Here is a 26,443-nt window from a genome sequence, read left to right as displayed (position 1 = left end):
AGCACAAGCACCAATATAGCAATCCGTGTTAAATCGCAAAAAAATCTTTTATCGACTAAATGCCTCTCCCTGTAAACGTGCCGGTCAAATCTCCCACCACCCTCCTATTCCTCTTAGAAGGAATCAGCACCCGGCCTTCCCTTGTCTATCCTCTCCCTGAATTCCTGAGAATCTTATCCCCTATCACCTTCGTATGCTCTTCTTGCCAACTCTCTGGTAATGCCTCTGCTTGGGTAATATCCTGCTTTGCCCTGCTGTGATTCTAAACACTAACGGCTTCCCCAAACCATCCACACTCACATGGATCTGAGTGCTGTATCCACCTCGACTCCTCCCCAAAGCTTGCTCCCCTTTTTTTGCGGCTGCCCAGGGGTGAGCACGAACGACAGTTGAGTCAAGGATAAGATGCTCTAAGTCAGGGTCTTTCCCAAACTCCCAAGCAACTCCAGCGATGGAATCTCTGGTGTATCATTTTCCATATCTTTTTGGGAGGTAGCGCCACGGGGATCCAGAGCGAGCTATTACAGCAGGCCTTGGATAAACTGTTTGCATCCTGCCTCTTTGCCGATGTGGATCTGGATTCTGTTTTCAGGAAAGCTATAATTTTTTGCTATTTTATTTGCTGTGATCTGCAGCAAGATAACTCATCAGACCTTACCCAAAAACTGTCCTTATCATAACTAAATGCAAAAAACCTAACGACTACACCTTTCGCCGTTCAACTGGGATCTTCAGCCAACGGCTTAGTTCCGAGGCCAACCACTCCAGCTCTGGCTCCTGCAAAGGGATCCCCGCTCCCAACTCGTATTTGCGGTTGCCCGCCCAGATGTTCAACTGTGGGCTTTGGCATGGGATCAGCTCTAGCCGGTCAATATCCCATCGCCGACTGGGGGGAACTCTGCGAAAGCGCAGGCCAAACACCTCGTAAACCAGGCGAATGTATTTTGTGTCGATCCGTAGGTGGACTTTGCCGAATAGACCGTAGAGGATCACGCCCACCATCACCAACCCCACCGTCCAGAAGGGCAGCATGAATAGGCCAAACACCAGATTGCCCGGAAAAGGCACAAGCCCAACCAACATGATCGCGGAAAAGGTGATGGAGGAGACGATAGACAGCAACAACAAAACATCGGTTTGCCGGGCCGGGATCACCACCTGAAAGGTCTGTTCGGACTTGTGCAGTTGAATCCGGCTGCCTGCTGGCTGTCGAGTAGGGACTGCTGCTGCGTCTGAGGGAATCAAGGCGGGACGACGATCCAAATGCTCCAGCGCCTCCAGGGCCTGCCGGGCGGAAGCAGGACGATCCGCCACCACAGGTTCCGTCATCCACCGCAGCCAGTCGCGAAAGGGCGAGCTCAGGTGCACCGCTTGCTCGAACACAATCCGGGCTCCCTCCTGGGGCAGATCCGCCGGGTGTTGGCCGGTGAGCAGGTGAATCAGGGTGGCACCCAGGCTGTAGAGGTCGGAAGCGGGCACGGTTCTGCCGCCAAATTGCTCCAGGGGCATGTAGCCGTAGCTCCCCACCACGGTGTAGGATCCCTGCTCCCGTGGAGCAGCCGCCTGAACCGAGCCAAAGTCCACCAGATACACCTGCTGGTCGGATCCCAAGAGAATGTTGCTGGGCTTGAGATCCCGGTGAATGACGGGGGGATGGAGTTCGTGCAGGTAGACGAGAATGCGCAGCAGCTTTTGCGCCAGATCCCGCACCTCCGGCTCGGCAAAGCGCCGCCCTTGCTCCATCCACTCTTGCAAAGAGGGGGCGTCGATGTAGGTTTGCACCAGGGCTAGGCCCCGTCCTCCCTCAAAGCTAACCTCGAAGTGGTCGCGGTATTCAGGAATGGCTGGATGGGAGAGGGTCTGCAGGATCTGGGCTTCCCGCTCGAACAGCTTCAGGTCGGCCCAATCAAAGTCTGGCCCAAAGAGCAGCAGCTTGATCACCACCTGTTCCGAGGTGAGCAAATCCTGGGCCAGATAGGTGTGTCTGCCGTTGCGCTTGCTCAATCGCCGCTCTGGCCGATAGCGACTGTGCCAAATTGGGCCCTCTGGAGCCATACCCCCTCCTCAGGTCTGCCCCTGCTGGTTGCTTCAGCTTTAGCTTATCTTTGTCCCTTTCGGATCTTTGTCCCTTTCGGATCCCTGCCGCCGCGCCCCTCAAAAACCGACTAGAGTGAGTGAAGAGATGTGAAGTAAGCTCTCAGGTTGTATGGCCTCGAACCTGAAGATTCAAAAAATCCTCTATGTGCGGCTGCCCTGCAACCCCATTTTTCCCATTGGGGTGGTTTATTTGGCCGATCATGTCCACAAGCTGTTCCCCCAAGTTGAGCAGCGCATCTTCGATATGGGCACCTTCCCGCCCTTGGATTTTCGCCGCCGCATGCTGGAGCAAATTGATCAGTTTCAGCCGGATTTGCTGGTTTTCTCTTGGCGAGATATTCAAGTCTATGCGCCGGTGAACGGGCGGGCCGGCAACCTGTTGCAACACTCTTTTGAGTTTTTCTACGCCCGCAACCCCCTGAAAAAATTGCGGGGATCCCTGAATAGCCTCAGGCTGGTGCTGGCCTACTATGGCGAGATTTGGCGCAACACCCGGCTGGTCTGGCAGGGGATCCGCAGAGCCAGGCGCTACAAACCTCACGCTGAAGCGGTGTTGGGGGGTGGGGCAGTCAGCGTCTTCTACGAACAATTGGGCCGCTATCTGCCCAAAGGCACCATCATCTCGGTAGGGGAGGGGGAAACCCTGCTGGAAAAAGTGATCCAAGGGCAAAGCCTTGCTGCAGAGCGTTGCTATCGGGCCAAGCTGGAGCAGCCTCGCCCAGGTTTGATCCACGAGCCGCCTCAACCTCTGCAAAAAACCGCCTGTGATTACACCTACATCACCGCCATTTGGCCGGAAATTGACTACTACTTAGAAGGGGGCGACTTTTACATTGGGGTACAAACCAAGCGCGGCTGCCCCCACAACTGCTGCTACTGCATCTACACCGTCATCGAAGGCAAGCAGGTGCGCCTCAACCCTGTGGATGAGGTGATCCGAGAAATGATGCAGTTGTACGAGCGAGGAGTGCGAAACTTTTGGTTTACTGACGCCCAGTTTATCCCTGCCCACCGCTACATTGAGGATGCGGAGGAATTGCTGCAGAAAATCCTTGATGCCGGCATGACCGATATTCGTTGGGCTGCCTATATTCGGGCCGACAACCTCACCCCAAAGCTGGCCGAGCTCATGGTGAAAACTGGCATGAGCTACTTCGAGATCGGCATCACCAGCGGATCCCAGGAACTGGTGCGCAAAATGCGCATGGGCTATAACCTGCGCACGGTACTGGAGAGTTGCCGCTACCTCAAACAGGCAGGATTTAACGACCTGGTTTCGGTCAATTACTCCTTTAATGTTATCGACGAGCGACCGGAAACCATTCGGCAAACAGTACGGTACCATCGCGAGCTGGAAGCCATCTTTGGTCGCGACAAAGTTGAGCCGGCCATCTTCTTCATCGGCCTGCAACCCCACACTCATCTAGAAGATTTTGCTCGCAAAATCGGTGTTATCGACGACCGCTTTAACCCCATGCACATGACTCCTTGGACGGCGCGCAAACTGCTCTGGAACCCAGAACCCCTGGGATCCTTTTTTGGGGAAGTGTGTCTGGAAGCCTGGGATCGCAACCCCCATGATTTTGGCCGCGAGGTGATGGATATTCTGGAGCGTCGTCTTGGCCTGGCAGAGTTGGAAGAAGCCCTGAGCGCGCCTCTAACAGGGGTTTACGTGTCTTAGCTCTTGGGCCAGCAGCCTCGCTGAACCGGGCAGGATATGCTGGTCCGAAAGGAGGGATCCCTGTTGGGGTAAGGTGGCTGGCCTTCGAAGGCAGCCGGTTCTCCCTCTGTTCTGCAACCAACTGCTCCCATGCCTACTCTGCCTGCTTCCCCCACCTACTACCAACAGCTGGGGCTTTCTCCCCAAGCCAGCCTGGAGGAGATCAAAGCTGCCTACCGCCAGCGGGCACGCGAACTGCACCCGGATCGGTTGCCTGCCGATATCCCCGCAGGGTTGCGGCAGTTGGCCCAGCGGGAGTTCCTCCAGCTACAACACGCCTACCGAGTTCTCAGCGATAGCCAGCAGCGTCGGGCTTACGATCTCAGCCTCATGTCCAAACCCTTGCCTCCTCATGCGCCGGTGCAGGTGGTGCTTGAGCCGACTGCGACCTCTGTCAGTTGGCTCGCCCTCTTGAGTGCTGGACTGATAGGGGCTGCTCTGTGTTTGGCGGGCTTGGCCCTTTGGAATGCCCTCAACCCGGCCCAAGACTTGGACGCAGCCGGCAGAGTGGCCCTCCAGGCTCCTGCCAACCCGGATCCCTCTCCCTCGCCCAGGCCAGACTCCGGATGGGATGGGGATCTGCCCGCAACCTCTTCAGAGACGATGACCTCGGCCCCGGCTAGTCTTTCTGAAGCCACCTCTCCACCTTCTTCTGAGCAGATTGACCGCTTTGCCCGCACCCTCCTGGCGGTGCAACCTCTTCTGGAGAGCACCCAAAATCGCCTCCAACAGGCCAACAGCAGCGAGGAACGTCGGCAAATCGAACAACAGTTTGAGGCTGCTGCTGCCGAGATCATCGTCGCCCATCAACTGACCCCAGAGGACTATCAGCGCATCTCCGCCAGCGCCCAATTGGATCCGCAGGTGGCAGCCGCCATCACCGCAGCCGTGCGCCGTTGGAGGTCTCCGTCGCGCTAGCGGGACAGGGCCCTTGCGGCCAGCCGTGGAGAAAACACCTCGTAGATGACGGTCAAAGGCTGGCCCCTGTGCAACAAAAGATAATGCCTAGCCCAGAAGGGACCGGGACACTGCAGCAGCCGGGCAACCGGGTCTGCCTCGCCGTGGTAAAGGCCGCGCAGCTCGCGAAAGGTCTCCAGTTTTTCTTGGATCAGATTTTGGCCGATGGGCTGATCGGGATGGGGCAAGTATTGGGCCAAATGTTCAGAGTTCCACCAAGAGGTGGCATAGAGCAAGGGCTGTTGAGAGGTTGCCCCGCACAGCCAAACCCGCCGCCGCATCAAAGGGGATCCCAGCCGCCCCAAATCTCTGGCCAGCTGTTGCATGGACTTGGGGGCAGTGCCCTGCTCTGCCTGTAAATCAACCCGGCCCGTGTCCAGCAGATGAGCCTGAATCGGCTCTTGGATCAAGGCAGCAAGATTACGGGTGGTAAAGCCATCCCCCAAAAGCAGCAAGCGCAGCACGGGATCCACCTGTACCAGCTCAGGTTGCACCGGATCTGCCTCCCCCTGCCAGTGCAGTTGTAGAGGCCACCAATCACCCTGGCCGGAGGAGACATTCCCCAAAGAGCCATCTGCAGAACAGAGAGTAGCGCTCCAAGGGGATCCGGCAGCGTCGGCATGGTAGGTGAGGGGAGAAGGGGAAAGTTCCAAGGCAGCGGTTCAGTTGTTAAGTTCTGTATCGCCCTTAGTCTAACCCACCCACCATCTCTGCTCCGAGGACTTTCGTGACATACTCCGGCACTCATGCTGATGCACAGAGGGCGGGGCTTCCCGGCGGTCTAGCTAACTCGTGCCCGGCTGAACGAGCAGTCGCACCACCCAGGGGACGACCACGACGACACTGATCAGGCGTGCCAAGTGCATGACCACCACTGTGCTGGTTTGGGCTCCCATGTCCAGGGCTATCAGGCTCATGTCGGAAATGCCTCCTGGAGCTGTGCCCAAGATGGCAGTCAAGCGCTCGATCCCCAGCCAACGGGAGATCAGGTACCCCGACAAGACCCCTGTGCTCACCGCAATCACCGTACAGAGCAGGGCCGGTCGCCACAGATCTTTTAGGGCCAGAAGCGTATCGGCAGTGAGCTTAGTACCCAAAAGAATGCCCAACACCACCTGCATGGCAAAACGGATCCCGGCTGGGGGAGCGGGAATTGGGATCGCCCCCCAGACATTCACCAAACCCACCGCCACCATGGAGCCCACCAGTGCTCCCGCCGGAAGCCTCAGCTTGACCCCGATCAGGGCGCCGGCCAGCCCGATCAACACCGTCCAGAGATAGCTCATCATTTGGGCTTAGCTTTGAGAAAAGAGGAACGCCGTGAGTCCGGGCTTGGCCCAACCCCTCTACGGCACTGGGCACAGACGCCGTAGAAGTCAAGCACATGGTACTCGATCGCGAATTGGTACTGACTGGAAAGCTGTGCCTCCAAATCTTCCACCGGACAATCGGGCAAAGGCACCACCCGCCGACATTCGGTGCAGATCAGGTGGTGGCGGTTGTGGCCATTGCTGGGCAGAACCTGGTAGTAGGTCTGCTGGTCTCCCAAGTTGACCGCTTGCAGCTTGCCCTCATTGCGCAGAGCATCCAAAACTCGATAAACCGTGGCCAGACCGACGGTGTGGTTGGCATTGCGCAACTCCAGAAAGATCTCTTGCGCCGAAAGGGGCTGCGACTGCTGCTCTAGCACCTCCAGAATCAATTTCTGGTTGCGGGTCTGGCGGGAAGAAGACATGATCCTTCGTGTAGGTCGTTCTTGGGGGTCAACGCTCAGCGTCTGCCTCAGCTTTCATGCGCTCTAGGGTCTGGTGCATCTGGTCAAACATTTGGGTCAGGGAGAGCCCAAACCCCCCAAGCTGAGTTTGCAGTTGTTTGATGGTCATTTGAGCCATAAAGTCGTCGGAGAGTTCCAGCCGCTTCATGAAAATGCGCTGGCGCTCCAGCAACTCCTCCATCTGCTCGATGAAGATTTTTTTGCCTTCCCGGTCGAATTGGCCGTACCGTTGACCAAGCTGCATCAGGTTTTGGAAATCCTGAAACAGTTGCTTGGCTTCCTCTTGGACGATCTCAGAGTCGAAGAAGCTCATGGCCTTCCGTTTGCCCTGAATAAACTGCATTGGGTATACCCATCCTATCCGAATCCGATTGCCTCAGCAGGAGGCAACCCCTCCTGCGAGTACGGGATCCCGCCCTTCTGGCTCAGGATAGACTCTGGCTTGTTTGCCTCGGTGTCCGGTATGCTTCCGTTTCCTTGCGTTAAGGCTTACACTCAGCCGGCTGTGGCCCGGCGGTGGTGCGAACGGGTGCAGGGATCCCGACCTCTGTTTCTGGCCTGCTTGGGGTTTACCGAAACGGCTCTTGTTCCGGGCATTTCGGCTGCCGGCGCTACCCCCTCCTTGCGTCGCTACACAGCTCTTGCCGATGGGGAAGTGTTGCTGGCGGGCCATTCTCACCGCTTGCCCACCTCTCCGGATGGCTATCCTTCCCCAGTGGTGATCAGCTGCGCCATCCTGAGGGAGTTGGGGATCCCGTGCCGAGTGTTCGATTGTGGCTTGCCGGAACCTTTGCCGGGGGCAGAAATGGTGAGCTCTGGGGGAGTGGCCCGCTGCTTGAGCACAGGACAGGCTCTGTCTTTGGAGCAGGTGGGATCCCTTTGGCAAGAAGGGTACGACCGCGGATCCCGGCTGGAGCAAGGCTACTGTGTGATTGGGGAGTGTGTGGCAGGGGGCACCACCACGGCGCTGGCGGTGTTGTTGGGACTGGGGTGGGCAGCAGAGGGCATGGTAAACAGCAGCCACCCGGTCTGCAACCACGCCCAAAAGCTGGCCTTGGCCCGGCAGGGATTGGCCCGTCTGCCAAGGGGAGCTTCTGCTGCTGAGGTGGTGGCGGCAGTGGGGGATCCCATGCAGCCCTTTGTGGCCGGGTTGGCGATGGGCGCAGCGCAGCGGGGAGCGGTGCTGCTGGCGGGGGGAACCCAAATGTTGGCGGTGCTGGCCTTGATGCAGCGCTGGGGGGAAGAGCAGGGGATCCCTTGGCCCCCAGAGAACGTGGTGGTGGGAACCACCCGCTGGGTGGCAGAGGATCCCTCGGGCAATACGGTGGCCTTGGCAGAGTTGTTGGGGGTTGCTCCCCTTTTGGCCACCCAACTGAGCTTTGCCAATAGCCGCTATCTGCCTCTACAGGCTTACGAGCGGGGCTATGTCAAGGAAGGGGTGGGGGCGGGTGGGCTGGCCATTGCCAGCAGCCTTTACGCCGGTTGGGGCCAAGCGGAGCTGTTGGCAGCAGTTGAGCGCAGCTACGAACGCCTGGTGCTTCAGGCCGGCTCCAAGGGGGCCATGGTCAACCCCTCCCGCAGCAATTGCTGATGGTAGAGCTCCGCCTGTTCTTGAGGGCCGACCCAAACAACTGCTTGCCCTTCGGCATCCACCTGCACGGTCAGTTGCCGCGCTAGGGGCAAAGTCATGCCGGGGATGTATTTCAGCAGACATTCCGTAACGTGCTGAAAGGTATTGAAATCGTCATCCAAGACGATCACCTTGAAGTGGGGGTAGGGCTGGCGAACCTGGGTTCTCGAGGGCGAGAACTGCTGAGCAGGTCGAGTTGGAGCTTCCGTAGTCATAGCAGAAGAGATCGACACAACTACCGAGTAACTTGGGTCTCTCAGGGGTGAGAAACCGGTCGCTTCTGATGATCTATCTCTATCTAGTTTCTAGTCTAATTGGCATCTTGTTGGCAGCTTGTGTCTGTATTCGGATCCCTTGTCGGTCGTTGGCGTCAGCGATAGAGCATGGTTCCTCTAAAGCTCTTCCCGCAGCGGGCGGCGGGGCTTTTGCCCGCCGAAGTGGCGCTCGAAATACAGGGCAGTGGCCCGGCGTAGAATCCCGGCTTGGGCAAGGGCCTGACACAGGGATCCCCCTGGCGGCAGGTGCTTCTGGATCTGTTCGATTTGGGCGGCGCTGACCAACCCAGAAGCCTTGAGGTAATCGGCCACGTGGCGTCCCCCCGCCAGTTGAACAGAGTAGCCCCCTTCGCTGAAAAATTTGACGGTCTCCGGCTTGAGGCCGCTGTGGTGGGCTAGCACATCCGTGAAGGTGCCCCCTTCCTTTTCCCAAGCGTGAATGACGGTTTCGATGCCGGCATTGTCGATTAGGCCAGCCGCCCGCAATTGGGTCAATACCCGCTGTACCCAGGGGGTAGCCCGCTGTAGAGCTTCCAAGTCCTCTTCCCCCAAATACTGCTGCGGGGGCAATTCGCTTTCTGGGGCACTCAGCTCCGCTGCCCAGTCGGCTACGGTCAGGGCCTTGAGATCCTCTGCCTCTGGCCGGGCTTTCTCCGAAGCTGGGGTCGGTGCGGCTGCAGGTGGGGAAGTTCGTCGGGCTTCGGCTACCGCTGCGGCTAGAGCACGGTTTTCCGCTTGGGCCGCCTGCAGTTGGGCCTGGAGCTGGCTCACTTGGGCTTGGGCTTGCTGCAAGCGATCTTGAGTTTCTCGCAGTTGGGCTTGGGTTTCTTGGAGCTGCACTTGCAGGCGGTGGGTGGCCTCGGCAGCTTCTTGGCGAACGTGGGCCAGGTCGGCAGTTAAGCGCTGTTTCGTGGACTGGGCCAGTTGGAGTTGGTGTTGGTGCTCCTGCAGCGACTGGTTCAGGGCAGCCACTTGGGCTTCCATTTGCTGCAGAGTATGACGCAGGTGGGCCTGCTCTTGGAGCTGCTGTGCCTGATCCTGCTGTATCTTCTGCTGCTCCTGCAGTTGGGATCCCAGCTCTTGCAGCTTGTGTTTGGCTTGAGATTGCCATTCTGTCAGCTCGTGGCAGCGGCGCCGCAGGGTCTCCAGCTCTGCTTGGGCGGCTTGCAGTTGCGCGGATCCCTGAGTTTGCTGGGCTTGGAGTTGCTCCTCCAGTTCCCGAATGCGCTGTTGGGCAGCCTTTTGTTGTTCTGTCTCCTGTTGAATTTGGGCTTCCAATTGGGCAATGCGCTGCTGCTGTTCCTGCTGGCGGGCTTGATGGTCGGCAACCTGCTGCAGCGATTGTTCGACCAGGAGCTGTTGCTGCTGCCGCTGCTGCTCCAGTTGCGCTTCTAAGATGGCAATTTGCTCTTGGTAGCGCTCCAGCTGGGCTTTGTATTGCTGGGTAACTCTGTAGGTCTCTTGGGCTACCTGTAGAGGGGAGACATAAAGAGGGGGCTGATCGGGAATGGTGGACCACTGCTCCACCATCACTTCCCAACTGTTGGCAGCTCCTTTCTGGCGCCGCAGCCGCTGTTGCTTGTCCAAGGCCCATTCCAACCAGTGGGGTTGCACCCAGCCCTGCTGCACCAAGATCTCCCCCAGCTTGCGCTCCGGGTGCTGCCGCTGCTGAATCAGAGCCTGATGGATGTGCTCCAGCTCCAGATACCCATGCAGCATCAAGATCTCGCCGATACGCACCAGTTCGACCGGGATCAACGGATAGAGATCTTGGGGGGCAATCCAGCTGTGCTGCATACACAGCTCCCCCAACATCAAGGGGTTGTCGGCCTTTTCCCACATGGCCTGAGCCAGTTGGGCGGGGGTGAGCAGTCCTGCTCGATTGAGGGCTTCTCCCAAGCGGATCTCAAACTTTTCCTGCTCGATGGCGGTTGGGGTGGGGCTGGTCGGCGGATTCATTGGGCCTCTCGGACGGGAAGAGTAAGCTCTGCTACAACTATCGTAGTGGAAAATCCTTAGAGAAGTAGCATGCCGCAACCGAAACGCATTTTGTCAAGCCGAGGATCCACGGATTTTGCCGGAAGGTCGCTTTTTAAGTCCTAAGAGGGGCGCTGTTCTTGGCTTTGGGCAAACTGTTGCAGCCGCCGCAGCATCAGCAATTGTCCCAAGCCCAAGGGCAGGAGAGAGACGGCCTCTACCCGCAACTGCACCCAGCCGTTCCCCCACAGCCAGTCACAGTAGCCATCGGCTCCTCCCCACATCAGCAGGCGCAGCCGTTCCGGCAGCAGGGTTTCCACCTGGTGCATGATCGAGAGGGGGCCCCATTGGGCGGCAAAGGTGCTGCCCAGCTCCAGCCTTTCGGGAAGGGATCCCTGCAGTTGCTGGGGCCAGATCCACTGCTGCAGCAACCCCACTTCTGTCAGACAGCGCTGCATCGTCGATGCACTGGCCTCGACTTCAACCCGGATGGTGGAGGATTGAAATGTCCCTAGCATATCCATTCCGCGTGGGCGCTCTGGTGACCGGTGCCACGGTTCCCCCGGCGATGCCTGACTCTATTCTGGTCAATTTGTAGGGTTTGCCCACCCTTTCTCAGCAATCTTGTCTTTGAATCGTCCCCATTTGGTAGCTATCTTTGCCCAGAGCTTGGATGGAAAGATCGCAGCCCATCGAGCGCAGAGGCCCTCCTTCAGCAGCCCTGAGGACTATCGGCACTTGGAAACCCAAGCTGCCCAGCAACAGGCTTTGATCATGGGGGCCGCCACTCTGCGGGCCTACGGCACCAGTCTGCGTATTCGGGATCCCGAGTTGATCCAACGCAGAACCGCTCAGGGCCTCTCTCCCCAGCCCCTGACGATCATCTGTTCCGACAGCGGGGATATTCCTGAGGATTTGCCGTTTTTTCGCCAGCCCCTCACCCGTTGGCTGTGGACAACTCCCAAGGGATCCCAAATTTGGCAGAACCGAACCGGCTTTGAGGATATCTGGGTGGCTGCCGATTGGGATCTGCCGGCACGGCTGGCGCGCCTGCGCAGCTTGGGCATTGAACGGGTGGGGTTGTTGGGCGGGGGGCGGCTTTTGGGGGCATTTCTCCAGGCAGGGGCCTTGGATGAGCTGTGGGTTACCCTCGCTCCGGTGCTGCTGAGTGGATATGCCGATGCGCCTGCCAGCATTGAGGGTTGGCAAGTGCAGGGATCCCTGCCCCAGTTGGAGCTGCTGGAATGCCGCCGCGGTTCCAAGGAGCTGTTTTTGCGCTACCGAGTCGAGTGGCCCTGAGAAATGCTCTATACAAACACAAAAATTTTTGGACAAATTCAGATTTCCCAAAAATCCACAGGTTTTCCCCAGACTTTCCACAGGCGGGTGGGCTGTTTTCCACAGGGCCTTTCCCTCAGGGGGCGGCATCGGGGGTTTCTGTGGAAAAGTTGAGGTCGGTAAGGTTCAGGCAATTACACCCTGAGAAACGTAACGGGATCGCGCCGTTTTTTCCGATCCCATCAAGGCCAATGGAGAGCTTTTGTCCTGTTGGATCCCTGGCTTGGGATTGACATCCCCCATAGGGCAGAGGGCAGAATAGCCCCACCTGAGGGCGAGTGGTGTGGAGATTTTCCCGAGCGCTCTCCTTAGAAAGAAAAGACTTCATCTGTTCTACGGCCCACGACAGGCTTAGGAACAGTTGTGAATGCCCTCCCTCCCATCCGCTGGGATAGGGGCAAGCTATGAACCTATATTGCTTGCTTTTCTGCTTGCGAGCCTGCTGAGGCTCTTGGCCTATCTAGGTTGGGTTTTGATGTTGCGGGTTCGCTCTGTTCGAGCTGCCCAAGTTCTGGCTGTGGCCGCAGGTTTTGCGGGATGCCGTTTTCTCCCCTCTTGACCCCGAGTGAGTGGTTGGACTATGAGTTCTCACAGCGTTAGCATTTTGAGTGAAATTCCCGAGGAGCTGCATGACACCCTCCAAAACTACCTCTCCCGCCATCCCGACTGGGATCAGGATCGGGTGGTGACGGCAGCGCTCTCGTTATTCCTGCTCCAAAGCGGGGAGAGCGACCGGCGGGCGGCGCGCATCTACTTGGACAGCCTGTTTCGCCGCAACTGAGCCCCAAGGATGGCCCGTGAAAACCGGGGCAGTGGGAACCTTTTGTTAGCCTGGGTAGGGATCCTGTCCCACTGCTGTCATTTGGACACTGGGGGGAGGGCGCTAAGAAGTGAAAAGGATCTCAAAAGAGGCAAAAAAGAGCATGACTCTAGTCAATAATAAGCTCAACTATACTGAAAATAATGTATAATATGTTCAGTACGGATTACTACCAGTTGATCTTTCTGTTTACTTTCGAGTCTGCCAACATGGTAGCCAAAGCAAAGCAGAAAATTGGTAGTAAGACGACACGGAAACTGCGCTTTGGGTATTCTACTCAAAGCTTTGCGGGATACCGCCACTCTGTTTGGAAACAAACAGAATGCTATCGCTGCATAGTTGAACAGTGATGTTCAGCAGTGTTCAGCGTAAATGTATCAGGCAAAGACGTGCCACGGGGCTTTGGGCGAGGGAAAGACAATCGGCAAGCGGCTAAGTCACAGAATCCAGAGCGGGGATCCGAGATCCCATCCTCTTCGCAGGCGGCTCTGGCGTTGGTTCAACGCTACCGACAGGCGGGGGATCTGAAGACTGCTCTGCACCTCTGCCGGCAGCTTACCCGCACCCAGCCGCGTTTGTTCGCTGCTCAGGCGTTGCTGGGATCCCTTTATCTCCAGATGGGGGATCCCCGCCAAGCTTTGACCCCCTTGCAACTGGCTCTGCACCTGCGGGGGGATTGGGTGCCGGCCTGGCAGGATCTGGGCGATGCCTGGATGCAGCTTGGCAACCCAGAGGAAGCGGCGCGAGCCTACGAACAGGGCCTGGCCTTTGCCCCCGGTGATGGGCAATTGCTTTTCCGATTGGGCAGTTGTTGGCTCACCCTGGGGAAATTGGCCCAGGCAATTGAGGTGTTGCAACAGGCAGCAGCAGCCCAGCCTCCCCAGGTCTATGCCTTGGCAGCTTTGGGGAATGCCCTGATGCTCGATGGCCAAGCTGGGGAAGCCGAAAGCTGGTTTCGCCAAGCTCTTGCCCTCGCACCCCAGGAGGGGCGAATTCTCGTTAACCTCGGCCATTGCCTGCACCTGCAAGATCGCTTGGAGGAGGCCGCCGATTGTCTGCAACGGGCCATCTCGCTGTTGCCGAGGGATGCCCAGCCCCACAACAACTTGGGCACCATCTTGCAGGAACAAAACCGGTTGGAAGCGGCCATTGAAGCCTATCGGCGCAGCTTACAACTGGCCCCCCACTGGCCGGAGATCCACTACAACCTGGGCACGGCTTTGCTGACCCTGGGCCGCTACGAGGAGGGGTGGCGGGAATACGAATGGCGGCTGCAGCGACAAGAGGCGGCCTACCCGCGCTTTCTTTCGCCTCTGTGGACGGGATCCCCCCTGAGCCATCAGACCCTGCTGATCTACGCCGAACAAGGGTTGGGGGACACGATTCAGTTTGTGCGCTACTTGCCGCTGCTGGCCGAGGCCCATCCCCAAGCGCAAATCTGCCTTCGCTGCCAGGGATCCCTCGTGGAGCTGTTCAGAGGGTGCTTCCCCCTTCCCCAGGTGCAGGTGATCTCGGAAACGGATCCCTTGCCCTCTTTCGATTGCCATCTGCCCTTGCTCAGCTTGCCACAGCGGTTGGGTACCACCCTGGAGACGATCCCGGCCCGCATCCCCTATCTTGTCTATCCCGTTCATGCCGGCGGGCCGCAGATCCCTTTGAGCCTCTCCTGGCGGGAAGACTGGCCGGAGCTTTCCCAGGAGCGGATGAAGGTGGGGCTGGTGTGGGCCAGCGGTCGGCGTGCCCATCCTGAGCTCAACCGCGTACAAAGGCTGAAAAGTTGTCCTCTGGATCTGCTGCTCCAGCACTTGCATGGGCCTTCCATCCAGTGGGTTAGCCTGCAGGTGGGGGAAGATCTGTCCGCGCCACTCGGACAGAGTCCTCACCCGGTGGGAGCCTTATTGGAGCAGTACCAGGTGGTGGAGCTGGGATCCCGTTTCCGCAGTTTTGTCGATACAGCCGCAGCCGTTGCCCAGTTGGATCTGGTGATCAGCGTTGATACAGCCGTTGCTCATTTGGCCGGGGCGATGGGCAAGCCGGTATGGGTGCTGCTCCCCTTTGCCGCCGATTGGCGCTGGCTGCTCCATCGAGAAGATAGCCCCTGGTACCCTGGGGTGATGCGCTTGTTTCGACAAAACACACCGGGAGACTGGGTTGGCGTGTTGAGGCGGGTGCAGGCCGCTCTTGAAGAGAGGTTGCGAGGGATCCCCTCTCAAGACCGTGCCTGTTCCTCCCCCTGAACGATGCGCTGAAACAGATAGCCGGTGCCTCGGGCCGTCAGGATCAGCTCTGGGTTGCTGGGGTCATCCTCCAGCTTGGCCCGCAGCCGCGAGATGTGGACATCCACCACCCGCGTATCCACATGGCGCTCCGGGGTATAGCCCCACACCTCTTGCAAAATCTCGGAGCGGGAAAAAGGCTCCCCCGACCGACTGACCAGCAGCTCCAGCAGACTAAACTCCATCCCCGTCAGGCGAATGCGCTCGTCCCGTTTGTAGACCTGCCGCTTGTTGGTATCGATGCGGATGTCCCCCACTTGAATCACCCCGGAACTGGGGATCCCATCGTGGGCCGACCGCGCCACCCGGCGCAACACCGACCGAATGCGAGCTTCCAGCTCCTTGGGCGAAAAGGGCTTGACCACATAGTCGTCTGCCCCCAGCTCCAGCCCTGTGATACGGTCGGCTACATCTCCCAGCGCCGTCAGCATGATGATGGGGATGTCCGATTCTTTGCGCAGCTCCTGGCAGACCCCATAGCCATCCAGCTTCGGCATCATCACATCCAGCACCACCAGGTCGGGATCCTGCTTGTGGAAAACCTCCAGCGCCTCCTCGCCGTCCGAAGCTGTGACCACGTCGTATCCAATCATGGACAGACGGGTTTCCAAGATGCGTCGAATGCTGGCCTCATCATCGACCACCAGAATCCGTTCCTTACGCTGTGCTTCCACGGTGCTGCAACTCCTGAACTTCTAACGGTACTCGGTAAAAGAGAAATCTGAAAAAGAACTGAGGTGGGCGCTAACTTGAGTTGGGCGGATACAGGAACCTCAGGGGCTGCTCCTCAGTTAGGCAGACTCACCGAGTGAAATTGAACACTCACAAGCAATCATCTGCAATTAACCAAAGCCGCACCCCAGGGATGCAGCTCCGGGAAACAAGCACCAAGCAGAAGGCCCTCTCAGCAGTCGATTCAATCTTGTTAAAAGCTCCAACTTCAATCCCACCTGATGATGCTGTCCAGTACCTGGTGCAAGGCACTCCTCCCCCCAAACCATTGCTCAAACCTGAGAGGCCTTCGTAAGAAGTTACTTTCCATAACCTAATTTATCATCCAAAATCGGCTGCCAACCCGCCTCGATGCTCTATTTTGCGGCTATTGGGCCGGACTTGATACATACCTTCACAACTTTTTCAGGCCGATGCCCATTTTTCGGGATGTCCCTCAGGAAAAGCTGGGGATCCTTGACCGTTTGCGGTGGGAACAGCGTAGCAACTGGCCAATAGCTCGGCGGAACGGATTTCTCGATCCGTATGATGCTCCAAAACACGCCGCAACAGACGTTCTGCCTCCAGCCAAGCAGCCAAAGGCAGGGAATCCTCCGGCAGAGGCAGTGTGGAGCTGGGCAGGGATCCCAAGGCACGCAAGGCAGAGGCTGAGACCCAGGCAATCGGGCTGGGCCGCTGGGCCACCCGGCAGGGATCACAGATCAAGCCACCCCATTGGGGGCTGAAAAAAACGCTGCCGACCAACCCCCCTTGACAGAAGTAACAAGCCTGCACCTGAGGGGCGAACCCCGCCAACGCCAGGAGGTGGTACAACCCGTGGGTGAGCAAGGGCAGAACGGCCTGTTCCGAAGCAGCCCGCTCGATGCGTTCCAAGTGTTCGACCAACACCACAAACAGCTCTTCCTGGGCTTGATCGGGCAAGGCCAACAGCAAGGCCACCTCCGCCAAATACTGCGCTGCTGTGAGATGGGCTAAGCTGCGGCTGAGGCGGGGAAAAGTCTGGAGGGTTTCCGCTTGGACGATGCGCTGTAGACGCTGGGAAGTCTCTGTTTGGGCAGACCAACGCCCCCGCACCATCAGCAAGTCGTTGATGACAAAAGGCTCCATCCGCCCGCCCAGCTTGGAAGGCTGCTTACGGGATCCCTTGGCCACCGCCCGGATCAACCCTTGCTCGCGGGTCAAGATGGTTACAATCCGATCCGCCTCTCCCAGTGGGATCCCTTTCAGGTTGATGCCCGTAACCCGGTAGGTGCGGCCACTCATGGGGTTCCTCTGGCTTTCAGCTCTTGCATCAGCTCCAGCCCCCAAGAGGTGCCAATACGGCTGGCCCCCGCCTGGATCATGGCCTCTGCTTGAGCCACTGTGCGAATGCCGCCCGACGCTTTCACCCCCACTTTGCCGCGGCTGAGTTGCCACAACAGTTGCACATCTGCCGGCGTCGCCCCCCCCATCCAGCCGGTGGAAGTCATCAGAAAAGCCGCCCCCGCATCGATACAAATCTCCCCGGCCAGCTTTTTCTCCTCCTCGGTCAGCAGAGCCGTTTCCAAAATGGCCTTGACGCAAACCCCCGTTTCTTCCACCAGTTGGGCAATCTCGGCATGGAGGCGATCCAGCTCTCCCGCCTTGAGCCAAGCCAAGTTGATGCGGACATCCAGCTCCCGGCACCCCTGCTCCACCGCCAGTTGGGCCTCGTAAAGCTTGGCCTCTGCAGTGGTTGTGCCCAGGGGAAACCCCACCACCGTGCTCACCTTGACCGGGGATCCGTGCAGCCGCTCCACCACCCGCGGCACGTAGCAAGGAGGAACACAAAAAGTGGGGAAGCCATAGCGCAAGGCAATCTCACACCCCTGGTCAATCTGTTCTGGAGTAACCATCGGCAACAGCAGAGTATGGTCGATGTACTCCGCCAAATTGAGCGAGCTATCCGCTATGCCCTTGCGCTCCAGAGAGAGCATTGGTCGATCCCCCAGCACCCATCTTTACTCTAGCTTCAGCTAGAAATCGCAGGAGCCCCGCACTGTACCCGTAGGGTCAGTGCCGGGAGGAATGCGGAAGTTATGATAGAACCATGACCCAAGTCCTGACCGTATCCTGCAAGCTCAAGGCGTCCCAGTCGCAGGCCGCCAAATTGGACGCGACTTTGGAGGCTTTTGGCCAAGCCTTGAACTGGGTCAACCAGAACACGCCGGAGAAAGTCGCCAACGCCGTTAAGCTCCAGTCTCTGTGCTACCGCGAAATCCGCGCCCGGTTCGGCTTATCCAGTAACTTGGCTCAGCAGGTCTGCAGGCGGCTGGCCGGCGCCCGTAAAGTTGCCCAACAGAAAAACCGCCCCGTCAAAGCGTTCAAGGGTGGCTTCGCTACCTACGACGCTCGTATCTTTTCGTTCCGCGAGAAAGACTGGACGGTGTCGCTGACCACGGTGGAGGGTCGGGAGCGCTTTGAGCTGGCGATTGGCCGCTACCAGAGAGAACGGCTGGCGGGCTCCAATCCCAAATCTGCCACTCTGGTCAAGCGTAAAGACGGCTCCTACTCCATTCAAATCTGTGTGGAAGCGGAGCCATCCCCACCGCAACGCACGGGTAGAGTGCTGGGGGTGGACTTGGGAAGGACAGATATTGCCCATACGTCAGAAGGGGATAACTGGAATGGACAGCAGTTGAACCGAATCCGAGACCACTACTCCAAGCTGAGGGCGGCACTCCAACGCAAAGCCAGTAAGGGCACACGCAGTTCGCGGCGCAGATGCCGTCAACTGTTGCAACGGCTGTCTGGCAAGGAGAGACGCTTTCAGTCGCGTCAGCGTTGCGTAGCAAAAACGTGGGTCAATCATCGCATCTCCAAAGCTATTGTCTCTAGGGCAAAGACCACAAACAGCGCTATTGCCCTGGAAGACTTGACAGGGATACGGGAAAGGGTCAATCAACAACCCCGCAGCAAAACCGAAAGGCGCAGGGCCAACAGTTGGGCGTTCTACCAACTACGTCAGTTTCTGGAGTACAAGGCGAGGGTTGCAGGGGTTTCTCTGATTCTTGTGCCGCCTGCTTACACGTCGCAGACCTGTCACAAGTGTTTACACATCCATCCCGATCCTGCGCAATCCTACCGCAGTGGTAAGTCGTTCAAGTGTGGGCACTGTGGATGGGAAGGGGATGCGGATTTGAATGGTGCGAATGTGATTGCGCTCTTGGGGGCTGTCGTAAACCAGCCTAGAGGTTCGGGCCTGTTTTGTTCTCTGGTAGGGCAGAGCAGGCTCAGGGCTACTGAAAGCCCGCTCCGTACCGCTTAGCGGTCGGAGTCGGGTAGTTTACGCACAAATGCGGGGCAAAGGTGCAGGCGCCGAGGTCACCTGCAGCAATCGGGGGATGCGGCTGCTGTCGTAGATGCGAAATTCTTTTTCCAAGATGGCTTTTTCGTCGCGCACCGCCTGGTTCAATACGATGGATCCCTCTGGATTGGAGACGGAACGGTGAAAAGTGCCGGGAGGAATGCGCAAAATGCCTCGGTTCGCTTCCAGGCGCACAATATGGAAGGGATCCCTCCAGCTAAAATTCACCAGGTAAAACGTCCGTCCGCCCCATAGAGCCAGTAGGTTGTCCTCTTGGTGTGGATGCATATAAAACTGCCAATAGCCCTGAGGATTATTGGGGGGACTGATGGCCGGCCCATCGTGGTAAACCAAATCGCGGGCGTTGGATCGCGCAACCGTGATGTCAAAAAAACGCACGCCGGGAGTATCTCGAAATTGATGGAATGGCAGCAGGGCAAACATGGATCTCGACATAGGGACACTTGACCAACGACAGGAAGATAAAGAGGTTTTCACACTGTTTCCCGCTGTTTCGCAGTGTGAAGGGGAAGCTATGTCGTAGTTTAGTCAGGTGCGGCGGAGGGTTCAAACCTGAGATAGCATCACATCTATGCGCAGATCGAATAGATGGGATCCATGAACATCTCGCAACTGCAAACCCTGGTGGCTGTGGTGGAGCGGGGAAATTTCAGCGATGCCGCTCTGCAATTGCACATTTCCCAGTCGGCGGTGAGCCGGGCCATTGCCAGCCTAGAGGAAGAATTGGGGGTGACTCTACTGGTGCGCGGTCGCTTTGGGGCGCGCCTGACGCCGGTGGGGGAGCGACTGCTGCGCCATGTTCGCAAAATGCTGCAACTGCGGGAACAAATGGATTATGAGGCCAACCTGGAAAAAGGGTTGCGGGGGGGAAATGTGCGAGTTGCCGCTTTTCGCAGTGCTGCAACCCATTTGCTGCCGCCGGTGATCGCCCGCTTCCGCCAACAATTTCCCCAGATTACCCTCACCCTTACAGAGGAAGATCCGGCCACTGTTGAACATCTGTTGCGATCGGGCCAGGTGGATATTGGTCTATTGCCTCTGCCGCGGGCTGGTGAGGATCTACAGACGTGGGAGATTGCCCGCGATGAGTTCATTGTGTTGGTTCCGCTGAGTTTTGGGCCCCTGCCGGAAACCCTGACCTGGGAGGATCTTTCCCGTTTTTCCTACATTCTCTACAACTACGCCGAATGCACCACCGCGGTGCGGAACCACTGGGAAGCCGCTCACCAAACCCTCAAGGTGGCCTACTTGGTGAAGGAAGACTCCACCATTGTGAACATGGTGGCACAGGGTCTGGGGGCTGCCATCTTGCCCCGCTTGGCCGCCATTCCCATTCCCGAAGGGATCCAGATCCGCCGGCTGCCGATCCCACTGGAGCGGGTGATCGGGGCTGCCGTTCTGGCCTCTGCGCTGCACCCGCCTGCAGTATTTGCCTTCCTGGAAGCCTTGCGGGGAAACCCATCCCAGTTGCCAAGTTAACATTGCATCGGGAGTACAAGGCAGCTTTGTTGACACCACGCTCATCCATCCAGTGACGCAAGCATTGGTTGCGGACAAACTGGGCAGGGCCTCATCCAAGGCTTGGTATGGCGCTGGAGCGGCGTTGAGGAGTTTGGCTTCCCTGACCAGCATGGGTTTATTTCATTGCAGGTCTATATCATTAGGGCAAAAACTGTCCTGGAAGGACGGGGCTTTAGACCCAGTTTTTGGGTAACGCAGTGAAAATCGGCGGCCAATGTACGTTGGGGCAAGGCCAGCAGATCCTCCCCCGCCAATTTTTGAAAAGACTTGCCCACCCCAGTTACCTTGCCCTTCAAGTGCGATCACTACCCTATCTCCAATCGCGCCGAGGAGATAGAGTTCTCCAGCCGTTGAAAGGGGTGGCGGGAATTACAACGGTTTTTTGCCCAAACCACTTTCTATTGCCCAGCGGGCCAGTTCTGTGCGGTTGTGCAGGCCGGTTTTGCCCAGCATGTTGCTGACGTGGCTTTCAACGGTGCGCTGGCTCACCCCAAGAACTTCGGCAATCTCGCGGTTGGACAGGCCCCTGGCCACGTACTGGATCACCTTGGTTTCTGTTGGCGTCAGCTCAATTTCCCGATCCAGTTTTATGACCGGCTGAATGCCCACATTCTGCACTTGTAACAGGCGCTCGGTATGTTTGAGAGAAGATTCCACCTGCGCCACCAATTCTTCCGGCTCAAAGGGCTTGACCATGTAAACATCTGCCCCTGTGGTCAGGCCGCGCACCCGATCCGCCGTCTGCCCACGCGCCGACAGAAAAATCACAGGTATCCAGTCTGTAGCACTGTTGGAGCGAATGGTTTCCACAAAGGTATAGCCATCCATCTCCGGCATCATCACATCGCAGATGATCAGGTCTGGAGTGAAATGGCGCATCGCTTCCAACCCCTCCAGACCGTTGCTTGCCGCCACCACTTCGTAGCCGCGAAACTCTAGGTAGTCCTTGGCCAGCAGGATTAAGTTCGGATCGTCATCGATGAGCAACAGTCGCTTCGGGTTGTCCACAGCTCACCTTTTGAGTGCTAAAAAGTTGAGTGCTAAGAAGCTCTAGGGAAAAAACACAACCCCTCCTGCTTTGAGGATCTTCACCGCAGGAAAACAATCCGTAAGTGCCCGATTCTTGTTCGCTAGATCAGGCAGCAGTCCGTGATAACTGTGCCTTACCCCTAGTCTCTAGGATATCACACATGGAAGTGGAAGCACATACTTGGGAAACGTTGGCAATAGTATCTCTACGCAATTTAGGGACTTCAGTTGGTAACCTCATCCCAGGAACTTGGCAGAGCTGGCCTCTGCTTGAGACTCGCAGTACCCAATACATAGCCGTAATCTACCTGAGAACCCGTATCTCATCTATATGTCATATATCTATATGCTTAAGTACCCATGTATCTGACATCTGCTACCTGTTCATAGTGTCCGTATGTCTTCTGGCCGGGGTTTCCACGTAGGCAGGCGGGCAGAGCTGATGGAGAATGGAAGAAAGCCTGCGCTTTAACGACAGCCGACATGGGGAGAACGGGTGGAAAAGGGCACACTGGTGGAGTTTCGTTACAATAACGACCGTGTGTTGGCAGTGGTTCAGGGCACCGAGGGCAAGAAGAACCTACTGCTGGGGGTGCCTTCTGGGCAGGTTCACAGTGTTCACCCTCGCCAGATTACCTTTGCTTTGAACGGGGGATCCAGCTTCACGGCTTCCGACATTCCCGGCTTTTGGCAGGCGGTGCAAGCAAAGTTGGATCCCGAAAGCTTGGCGCTGGCCTGGGAACTGGTGCAGGAGGAGCGGCGGTCTCTGAGCTTGGCCGAAATGGCTCAGCTGTTGTTTTCTGATGATTCCCCGGTCTCCACCTATGCCGCCTACCGCCTCTTGAGCGAGGATCGCACCTACTTCAAGCAAAAGGGGGAAAGCTACGAACCCCGCACTCCGGCTCAGGTGAAGGAGATCCTCCATCAAATGGCCGTCGCCCAACAACGGCAGCAGGAACAAGCAGAGTTTGAGGCCCACCTGCGGGAGGCTCTGGCTCATCCCGGTCAAGGGTATCCCTGGACTCCTGCCGAACGGGCCCGTTTGGAGTTGCTGGAGCGCCTGGCCCTGCAGGGAGCAGCAGCAGCCATTCGCAGCCACGAGGATCTCTCTTCCAATCTCAACCCGTCGGATCGGGAACGGGCCTCGCAACTACTGGAGCTGATGGGGTTTCCTGACACTCCGCAGGGGGCTTTTGAAGCTTTGGTGGCCCTGGGCCTGTGGAGCCGCCACGAGAACCTGGCCCTGCGCCTCACCGGGATCCCAACCCAGTTCCCGAAGGCGGTGGAGCGATACACCCAAGCCCTGCTCAGCCAGCCTCCCTCTTTCTGGGATCCCCACCTGCGGCAGGATCTCACCCACCTCCACACCTACACCATCGATGATGCCAGCACCCGCGACATTGACGATGCCCTCAGCGTCGAGTTCTGGTCGGATGACGCGGTGAAGCTCTGGATCCACATCGCTGATCCCAGTTGTTGGGTGCAGTGGGGGGATCCCCTCGATTTGGAAGCCCGCAAGCGTGGCACCAGCGTCTATTTGCCGGAGCGGGTGATCCCGATGTTCCCACCGGAGTTGTCCACCGGCCCGATGAGCTTGGTGCAGGGAGAGGTGCGGCCTGCCCTTAGCTTTGGCATTCTACTGGGATCCGACGGCCAGATCCGGGATTCCGAAATTTGCCTCAGCCAGATCAAAGTCACCTACCGCCTCACCTACGAAGATGCCGATGAAATGTTGGAGTTGGGGGCAGAGGCTCAACTGACAGCCATTGCCCGGGCAGCCCAGTGGCGTTATGGGTGGCGCATGGCTCAGGGGGCCATTCAGATCGGCCTGCCGGAGCAAGATATCAAGGTCATCGACGAGATCCCCCACCTCCGGGTAATCGAGGATACTCCTGCGCGGCAGATGGTGGCGGAAATGATGGTGCTCACCGGCGAGGTGGCGGCTCGCTTCGCCAGCCAAAATGGGATCCCGGTGCCCTATCGTCTGCAGCCGGCTCCCGACTTACCCCCACCCGAAGTGCTGGATAGGTATCCCCAGGGGCCAGTTCGGTCTTTTGCCATCATGCGCTGTCTATCGCGGGCGGAAGTGGCCACCCAACCTGGGCGACATACGGGGCTGGGTCTCGATGCCTACTGTCAGGTTACCTCCCCGATTCGGCGCTACCTGGATTTGGTGGCCCATTACCAGATCAAGGCTTTCCTGCGTGGGGATCCCTTGCCGTTGACGGAGGCGGATGTGCAGCAGCTGCTGCTGGGGATTGAGCCGGGCACCGCTGAGGCCAACCAGGTGGAGCGGAAATCCAAGCGCTATTGGAGCATCGAATACCTGCGCCTGCGACCGGGGCAAACTTGGCGGGCCTTGGTCTTGGGCTACCTGCGCGAGCAGGAAAACTTGGTGCTGGCCATGCTGGATGAGATCGCCTTTCGGGTGCCGGTGCGCCTAGAACGCCAGATTCCTCTGGGGGCTTGGATCGAGTTGGAAGTTGTGCAGGCGGATCCCCGTGCGGACGTAATTGAGCTGCGCGAGGTGGGACGAGAGGCGGCCATGTGCGGATAGATGCACCTTAACCTGCTGCTCACCCAATCTGCGCGGATAGCTGATACAACAGAGGGGGGAGTCTCAAAAGTCTGGATCGTGAATTTTCTTTAGGGGGGATCCCATGACTGCACGACCTTCCGGCCCACCTCCAATCGTTTACATTCTTTTGTTCGCGATACTGGGAGGCGGCGGCTGGTATGCCTATCGTTCCGGCCTGTTGGACTCGCTGCTCAATCGCTCCACTCCCACCCAAGCAGGGATCCCGGTCGCCCAGCCCCAAGCCCCAACAGCGCCCAACCCCCCTCAGGCCCAGGTACCCAACCCGCCTGCCAACGCCGTTAATCTGGATACTTCTCTGCCCAACCCAGCAGTGCTCCAGATGGATGGCAGCGTCACGATGATCCGGCTCGTCTTGGCCCTGAAGGGAGGCTACACCCAGCGCAACCCCGGCATTCCCCTCGCCTATGGGATCCCGGATGGCAAGCCCAATGGATCCAATGCCGGCCTGAAGGCCCTGATGGAAGGTCGCATCCAGATGGCCGCTAGCTCCCGCCCCCTCAATGCCAGCGAAGTGCAGGCGGGTCTACAGGCGATCCCGGTGGCCAAAGATGCCCTGGCGGTGGCGGTGGGGGTGAACAACCCCTACAAAGGAGGACTGACGCTGCAGCAATTGGCCGATATCTTCCAGGGTCGGATCACCAATTGGAGCCAGGTGGGCGGCCCGGATCGGCGGATTCGGGTCCTCAATCGCGCCCCCCAGAGCGGCACCTACAGCGTTTTCCAAGAGCTGGTGTTATTGGGGTCGCCCTTTGCTCCCGATAACCCTCCCTACTTCACCACCGCCACAGAAGATGTCACCACCCCGCTGCTGCGGGCTTTGGGAGAAGATGGCATCACCTACAGCACTGTCGATCAGGTGCAAAACCAGCAAACGGTGCGGATTGTGCCCATCGACGGCCAGATGCCCACCCGTGAGGCCATCCAGAGGGGCAGCTACCCCTTGGCGCGGACTGTGTTTTTGGTGGCACCTCAAAGAACCAGCCCTGTGGTGGCCGACTTCATCAACTATGCTCTTTCGGATCAAGGCCAGCAAATCATTGGCCGCACTGAGTTCATCCCCCTCCGATAGCAACCCAAAAATAGCATCTGAGATAGCCGCCGACAGCAAGCGCAGCGATATCTCTGGGCTTTTCCAGAAGACGCCTTCCACCTGCTCCTATTCAAGGCACTTAGTCGTTTCAGGTTAGAGTAAGGCGCCTGAGCTATTGAGAAAAGCCTTTGGCCACGTGCGTTCAACGTTTTAGGGGTGGGTGCAGCGTCCTAGTTTGAATCCAAATGACCCTAGATGTTAGAGAGGGGGCCCTAATTTTCACCAAAGTTCAATTTTTCAGTTCTCTCGGCGCACAGCGCTCTCATGCCACTTGCCCAACACCCTGTCGGATAGAGCACTCAAGGAAATGAAGATCAGGATCCCCAAGCCGGTGACCAAGATCAAGGCCGCAAACATGCGGGGCACCTGCAGGTTGAAGCTGGAGATCAAGATCTGGTAAGCAATCCCGGCCCGTTGCCCACCGGTACCGGCAACAAACTCCGCCACCACCGCCCCAATCAAAGAGAGGCCACCGCTGATGCGCAGGCCCCCCATGAAATAGGGCATGGCACTGGGCAGCCGCAAGTAGATCAACGTTTGCCAGCGGTTGGCCTTGTACAGTTGGAACAGGTTGAGCAGGTTGTGATCGACGCTGTTCAGCCCCAGAGTGGTGTTGGAAAGAATCGGGAAAAAAGCCACAATCCAGGCGCACACCACCATCGCGGCAAAGGTGTTGTTGCGCAGCCAAATGATGATCAGCGGGGCGATGGAGACAATGGGCATCGTCTGTAAAATCACCGCATAGGGGAAAAAGCTGCGCTCAATCCACTTGCTCTGGGTGAACACAATCGCGACCAAAAGCCCCGACACTGTGGCAGCCAAAAAGGCCACCACCGTAATTTGCACAGTGATCAACAGGGAAGGAAAAAGCGTTCCCCAGTCGCGGATGAGGGTTTGCACCACCAAAATCGGCCCCGGCAAGAGGTAGTGGGGCACTCCCGTTACCCGCACCGCCACTTCCCAGCCCACCAAGAAGAGGATCCCGACGAGGACGGGGGCAATCACTTCCAGGTTGAACCAACGGCCCAGATTCAACCCCTTCGCGGGCACCCCTGAGCCGGCACTCGGTATGTCTGCCTCATCCGTGGGTTGGGGTCTGAGCTTTTCTTCAACCGCGCCGGTCAGCTTGGGCAGAGACCAATCTGGCCAATGGAGAGGCCAGCTCTCCCCCAAGCCAACAAGGGATCCCAGCCAACGGCGCCATGGCTCGAGAAGGTGGACAAACGGGTCGAACATATCGTGAAGTTGAGATACGCAATAGA

Annotated in this window: 24 protein-coding genes and 2 pseudogenes; 11 read left to right on the top strand and 15 right to left on the bottom strand. The window is 58.0% G+C overall.

Translation table 11 applies throughout. The features are described 5' to 3' along the window. Window positions 1-50: 50 nt before the first annotated feature. Both CYB_RS15440 and CYB_RS12245 read right to left on the bottom strand, forming a co-directional pair. Window positions 51-604 (bottom strand): annotated as a pseudogene (locus CYB_RS15440) (IS5 family transposase); the annotation flags it as partial. A 98-nt stretch (window positions 605-702) separates the two neighbouring features. Continuing rightward, entirely contained in the window at window positions 703-2,055 is a 1,353-nt protein-coding gene (locus tag CYB_RS12245; protein WP_011434134.1) for a serine/threonine protein kinase, read from the bottom strand. 151 nt (window positions 2,056-2,206) lie between these two features. On the opposite strand from CYB_RS12245, the gene CYB_RS12240 reads away from it, so the two are divergent. Together CYB_RS12240 and CYB_RS12235 are read left to right on the top strand one after the other, a co-directional pair. Beyond that, window positions 2,207-3,778 carry a photosystem II high light acclimation radical SAM protein gene (locus CYB_RS12240; RefSeq protein ID WP_011434133.1) on the top strand — a complete coding sequence of 524 codons (1,572 nt, stop codon included), beginning with the start codon at window positions 2,207-2,209 and terminating at the stop codon, window positions 3,776-3,778. A 129-nt stretch (window positions 3,779-3,907) separates the two neighbouring features. Then, window positions 3,908-4,735: a DnaJ domain-containing protein gene (locus CYB_RS12235; RefSeq protein ID WP_011434132.1), complete on the top strand. Its 828-nt coding sequence runs from the start codon at window positions 3,908-3,910 to the stop codon at window positions 4,733-4,735. On the opposite strand, the gene CYB_RS12230 is transcribed toward CYB_RS12235, so the two are convergent. The 4 genes from CYB_RS12230 to CYB_RS12215 all read right to left on the bottom strand — a co-directional run bounded on the left by CYB_RS12230 (window position 4,732) and on the right by CYB_RS12215 (window position 6,861). Next, window positions 4,732-5,427 (bottom strand): chorismate pyruvate-lyase family protein, encoded by a 696-nt coding sequence (locus tag CYB_RS12230; RefSeq protein ID WP_238376800.1) that lies wholly within the window; start codon window positions 5,425-5,427, stop codon window positions 4,732-4,734. The genes CYB_RS12235 and CYB_RS12230 overlap by 4 nt on opposite strands. Window positions 5,428-5,559: 132 nt before the next feature. Further along, window positions 5,560-6,063, bottom strand: a complete 504-nt coding sequence (locus tag CYB_RS12225; protein ID WP_238376799.1) for an AbrB family transcriptional regulator — start codon at window positions 6,061-6,063, stop codon at window positions 5,560-5,562. Beyond that, the gene (locus tag CYB_RS12220) at window positions 6,060-6,509 is read right to left on the bottom strand and encodes a Fur family transcriptional regulator (RefSeq protein ID WP_011434129.1); all 450 of its coding nucleotides are present in this window, start codon (window positions 6,507-6,509) and stop codon (window positions 6,060-6,062) included. Before CYB_RS12220 ends, CYB_RS12225 begins: the two co-directional genes overlap by 4 nt. 28 nt (window positions 6,510-6,537) lie before the next feature. Continuing rightward, entirely contained in the window at window positions 6,538-6,861 is a 324-nt protein-coding gene (locus CYB_RS12215) for a DUF1825 family protein (protein WP_011434128.1), read from the bottom strand. Window positions 6,862-7,011: 150 nt separating this feature from the next. On the opposite strand from CYB_RS12215, the gene cobT reads away from it, so the two are divergent. After that, window positions 7,012-8,139: a nicotinate mononucleotide-dependent phosphoribosyltransferase CobT gene (gene cobT / locus CYB_RS12210; RefSeq protein WP_041436788.1), complete on the top strand. Its 1,128-nt coding sequence runs from the start codon at window positions 7,012-7,014 to the stop codon at window positions 8,137-8,139. Here cobT and clpS read toward each other — a convergent pair. From clpS to CYB_RS12195, 3 genes are all read right to left on the bottom strand, one after another. Then, window positions 8,088-8,393, bottom strand: a complete 306-nt coding sequence (gene clpS / locus CYB_RS12205) for an ATP-dependent Clp protease adapter ClpS (protein ID WP_011434126.1) — start codon at window positions 8,391-8,393, stop codon at window positions 8,088-8,090. The genes cobT and clpS overlap by 52 nt on opposite strands. A gap of 177 nt (window positions 8,394-8,570) precedes the next feature. Next, complete coding sequence (locus CYB_RS12200) at window positions 8,571-10,412, bottom strand: hypothetical protein (RefSeq protein ID WP_238376798.1); 1,842 nt, start codon at window positions 10,410-10,412, stop codon at window positions 8,571-8,573. Between the two features lie 140 nt (window positions 10,413-10,552). Beyond that, window positions 10,553-10,948, bottom strand: coding sequence for a hypothetical protein (locus tag CYB_RS12195; RefSeq protein ID WP_011434124.1), 396 nt, complete (start codon window positions 10,946-10,948; stop codon window positions 10,553-10,555). Window positions 10,949-11,060: 112 nt separating this feature from the next. Here CYB_RS12195 and CYB_RS12190 point away from each other — a divergent pair, with 112 nt between their 5' ends. The 4 genes and pseudogenes from CYB_RS12190 (at window position 11,061) to CYB_RS12180 (ending at window position 14,825) form a co-directional block, all read left to right on the top strand. Further along, a complete protein-coding gene (locus tag CYB_RS12190; protein WP_238376797.1) occupies window positions 11,061-11,729 on the top strand; it encodes a RibD family protein in 669 nt (222 codons plus the stop codon). Between the two features lie 619 nt (window positions 11,730-12,348). Then, on the top strand, window positions 12,349-12,549 hold the full coding sequence (locus CYB_RS12185; RefSeq protein WP_041436785.1) for a DUF2811 domain-containing protein: 201 nt from the start codon (window positions 12,349-12,351) through the stop codon (window positions 12,547-12,549). Window positions 12,550-12,743: 194 nt separating this feature from the next. Next, window positions 12,744-12,927 (top strand): annotated as a pseudogene (locus CYB_RS15730) (hypothetical protein); the annotation flags it as partial. Window positions 12,928-12,977: 50 nt separating this feature from the next. After that, window positions 12,978-14,825, top strand: coding sequence for a tetratricopeptide repeat protein (locus CYB_RS12180; RefSeq protein ID WP_011434120.1), 1,848 nt, complete (start codon window positions 12,978-12,980; stop codon window positions 14,823-14,825). Here the strand turns inward: CYB_RS12180 and rpaB are convergent. The 3 genes from rpaB to deoC form a co-directional block, all read right to left on the bottom strand. Further along, a complete protein-coding gene (gene rpaB, locus CYB_RS12175) occupies window positions 14,798-15,538 on the bottom strand; it encodes a response regulator transcription factor RpaB (protein WP_011434119.1) in 741 nt (246 codons plus the stop codon). The two genes, CYB_RS12180 and rpaB, sit on opposite strands and share 28 nt — an antisense overlap. Before the next feature lie 463 nt (window positions 15,539-16,001). Further along, window positions 16,002-16,859 (bottom strand): DNA repair protein RecO, encoded by an 858-nt coding sequence (gene recO / locus CYB_RS12170; RefSeq protein ID WP_011434118.1) that lies wholly within the window; start codon window positions 16,857-16,859, stop codon window positions 16,002-16,004. Then, window positions 16,856-17,551 (bottom strand): deoxyribose-phosphate aldolase, encoded by a 696-nt coding sequence (gene deoC / locus CYB_RS12165; protein WP_011434117.1) that lies wholly within the window; start codon window positions 17,549-17,551, stop codon window positions 16,856-16,858. The genes recO and deoC overlap by 4 nt, the downstream gene beginning before the upstream one ends. 113 nt (window positions 17,552-17,664) lie before the next feature. Between deoC and CYB_RS12160 the strand changes: the two genes are divergently transcribed. Next, on the top strand, window positions 17,665-18,882 hold the full coding sequence (locus CYB_RS12160; protein ID WP_011434116.1) for an RNA-guided endonuclease InsQ/TnpB family protein: 1,218 nt from the start codon (window positions 17,665-17,667) through the stop codon (window positions 18,880-18,882). A gap of 18 nt (window positions 18,883-18,900) precedes the next feature. Here CYB_RS12160 and CYB_RS12155 read toward each other — a convergent pair whose 3' ends face one another. After that, window positions 18,901-19,365 carry a hypothetical protein gene (locus tag CYB_RS12155; RefSeq protein WP_011434115.1) on the bottom strand — a complete coding sequence of 155 codons (465 nt, stop codon included), beginning with the start codon at window positions 19,363-19,365 and terminating at the stop codon, window positions 18,901-18,903. 174 nt (window positions 19,366-19,539) lie between these two features. Here CYB_RS12155 and CYB_RS12150 point away from each other — a divergent pair, with 174 nt between their 5' ends. Then, a complete protein-coding gene (locus tag CYB_RS12150) occupies window positions 19,540-20,421 on the top strand; it encodes a LysR family transcriptional regulator (protein ID WP_011434114.1) in 882 nt (293 codons plus the stop codon). 411 nt (window positions 20,422-20,832) lie between these two features. On the opposite strand, the gene CYB_RS12145 is transcribed toward CYB_RS12150, so the two are convergent. Next, window positions 20,833-21,471 (bottom strand): response regulator transcription factor, encoded by a 639-nt coding sequence (locus CYB_RS12145; protein ID WP_011434112.1) that lies wholly within the window; start codon window positions 21,469-21,471, stop codon window positions 20,833-20,835. A gap of 517 nt (window positions 21,472-21,988) precedes the next feature. Between CYB_RS12145 and CYB_RS12140 the strand changes: the two genes are divergently transcribed. Beyond that, entirely contained in the window at window positions 21,989-24,049 is a 2,061-nt protein-coding gene (locus CYB_RS12140) for a ribonuclease catalytic domain-containing protein (protein ID WP_011434111.1), read from the top strand. 103 nt (window positions 24,050-24,152) lie between these two features. Beyond that, window positions 24,153-25,160: a phosphate ABC transporter substrate-binding protein gene (locus tag CYB_RS12135; protein WP_011434110.1), complete on the top strand. Its 1,008-nt coding sequence runs from the start codon at window positions 24,153-24,155 to the stop codon at window positions 25,158-25,160. A gap of 258 nt (window positions 25,161-25,418) precedes the next feature. Here the strand turns inward: CYB_RS12135 and CYB_RS12130 are convergent, their stop codons facing one another. Further along, entirely contained in the window at window positions 25,419-26,417 is a 999-nt protein-coding gene (locus CYB_RS12130; RefSeq protein ID WP_238376796.1) for an ABC transporter permease, read from the bottom strand. Between the last annotated feature and the right edge of the window lie 26 nt (window positions 26,418-26,443).

This window comes from Synechococcus sp. JA-2-3B'a(2-13) (genome assembly GCF_000013225.1).
GTDB lineage: Bacteria > Cyanobacteriota > Cyanobacteriia > Thermostichales > Thermostichaceae > Thermostichus.
The sequence above is the reverse complement of the archived record's forward strand: the minus strand, read 5'-3'. Positions and strand labels throughout refer to the sequence as shown.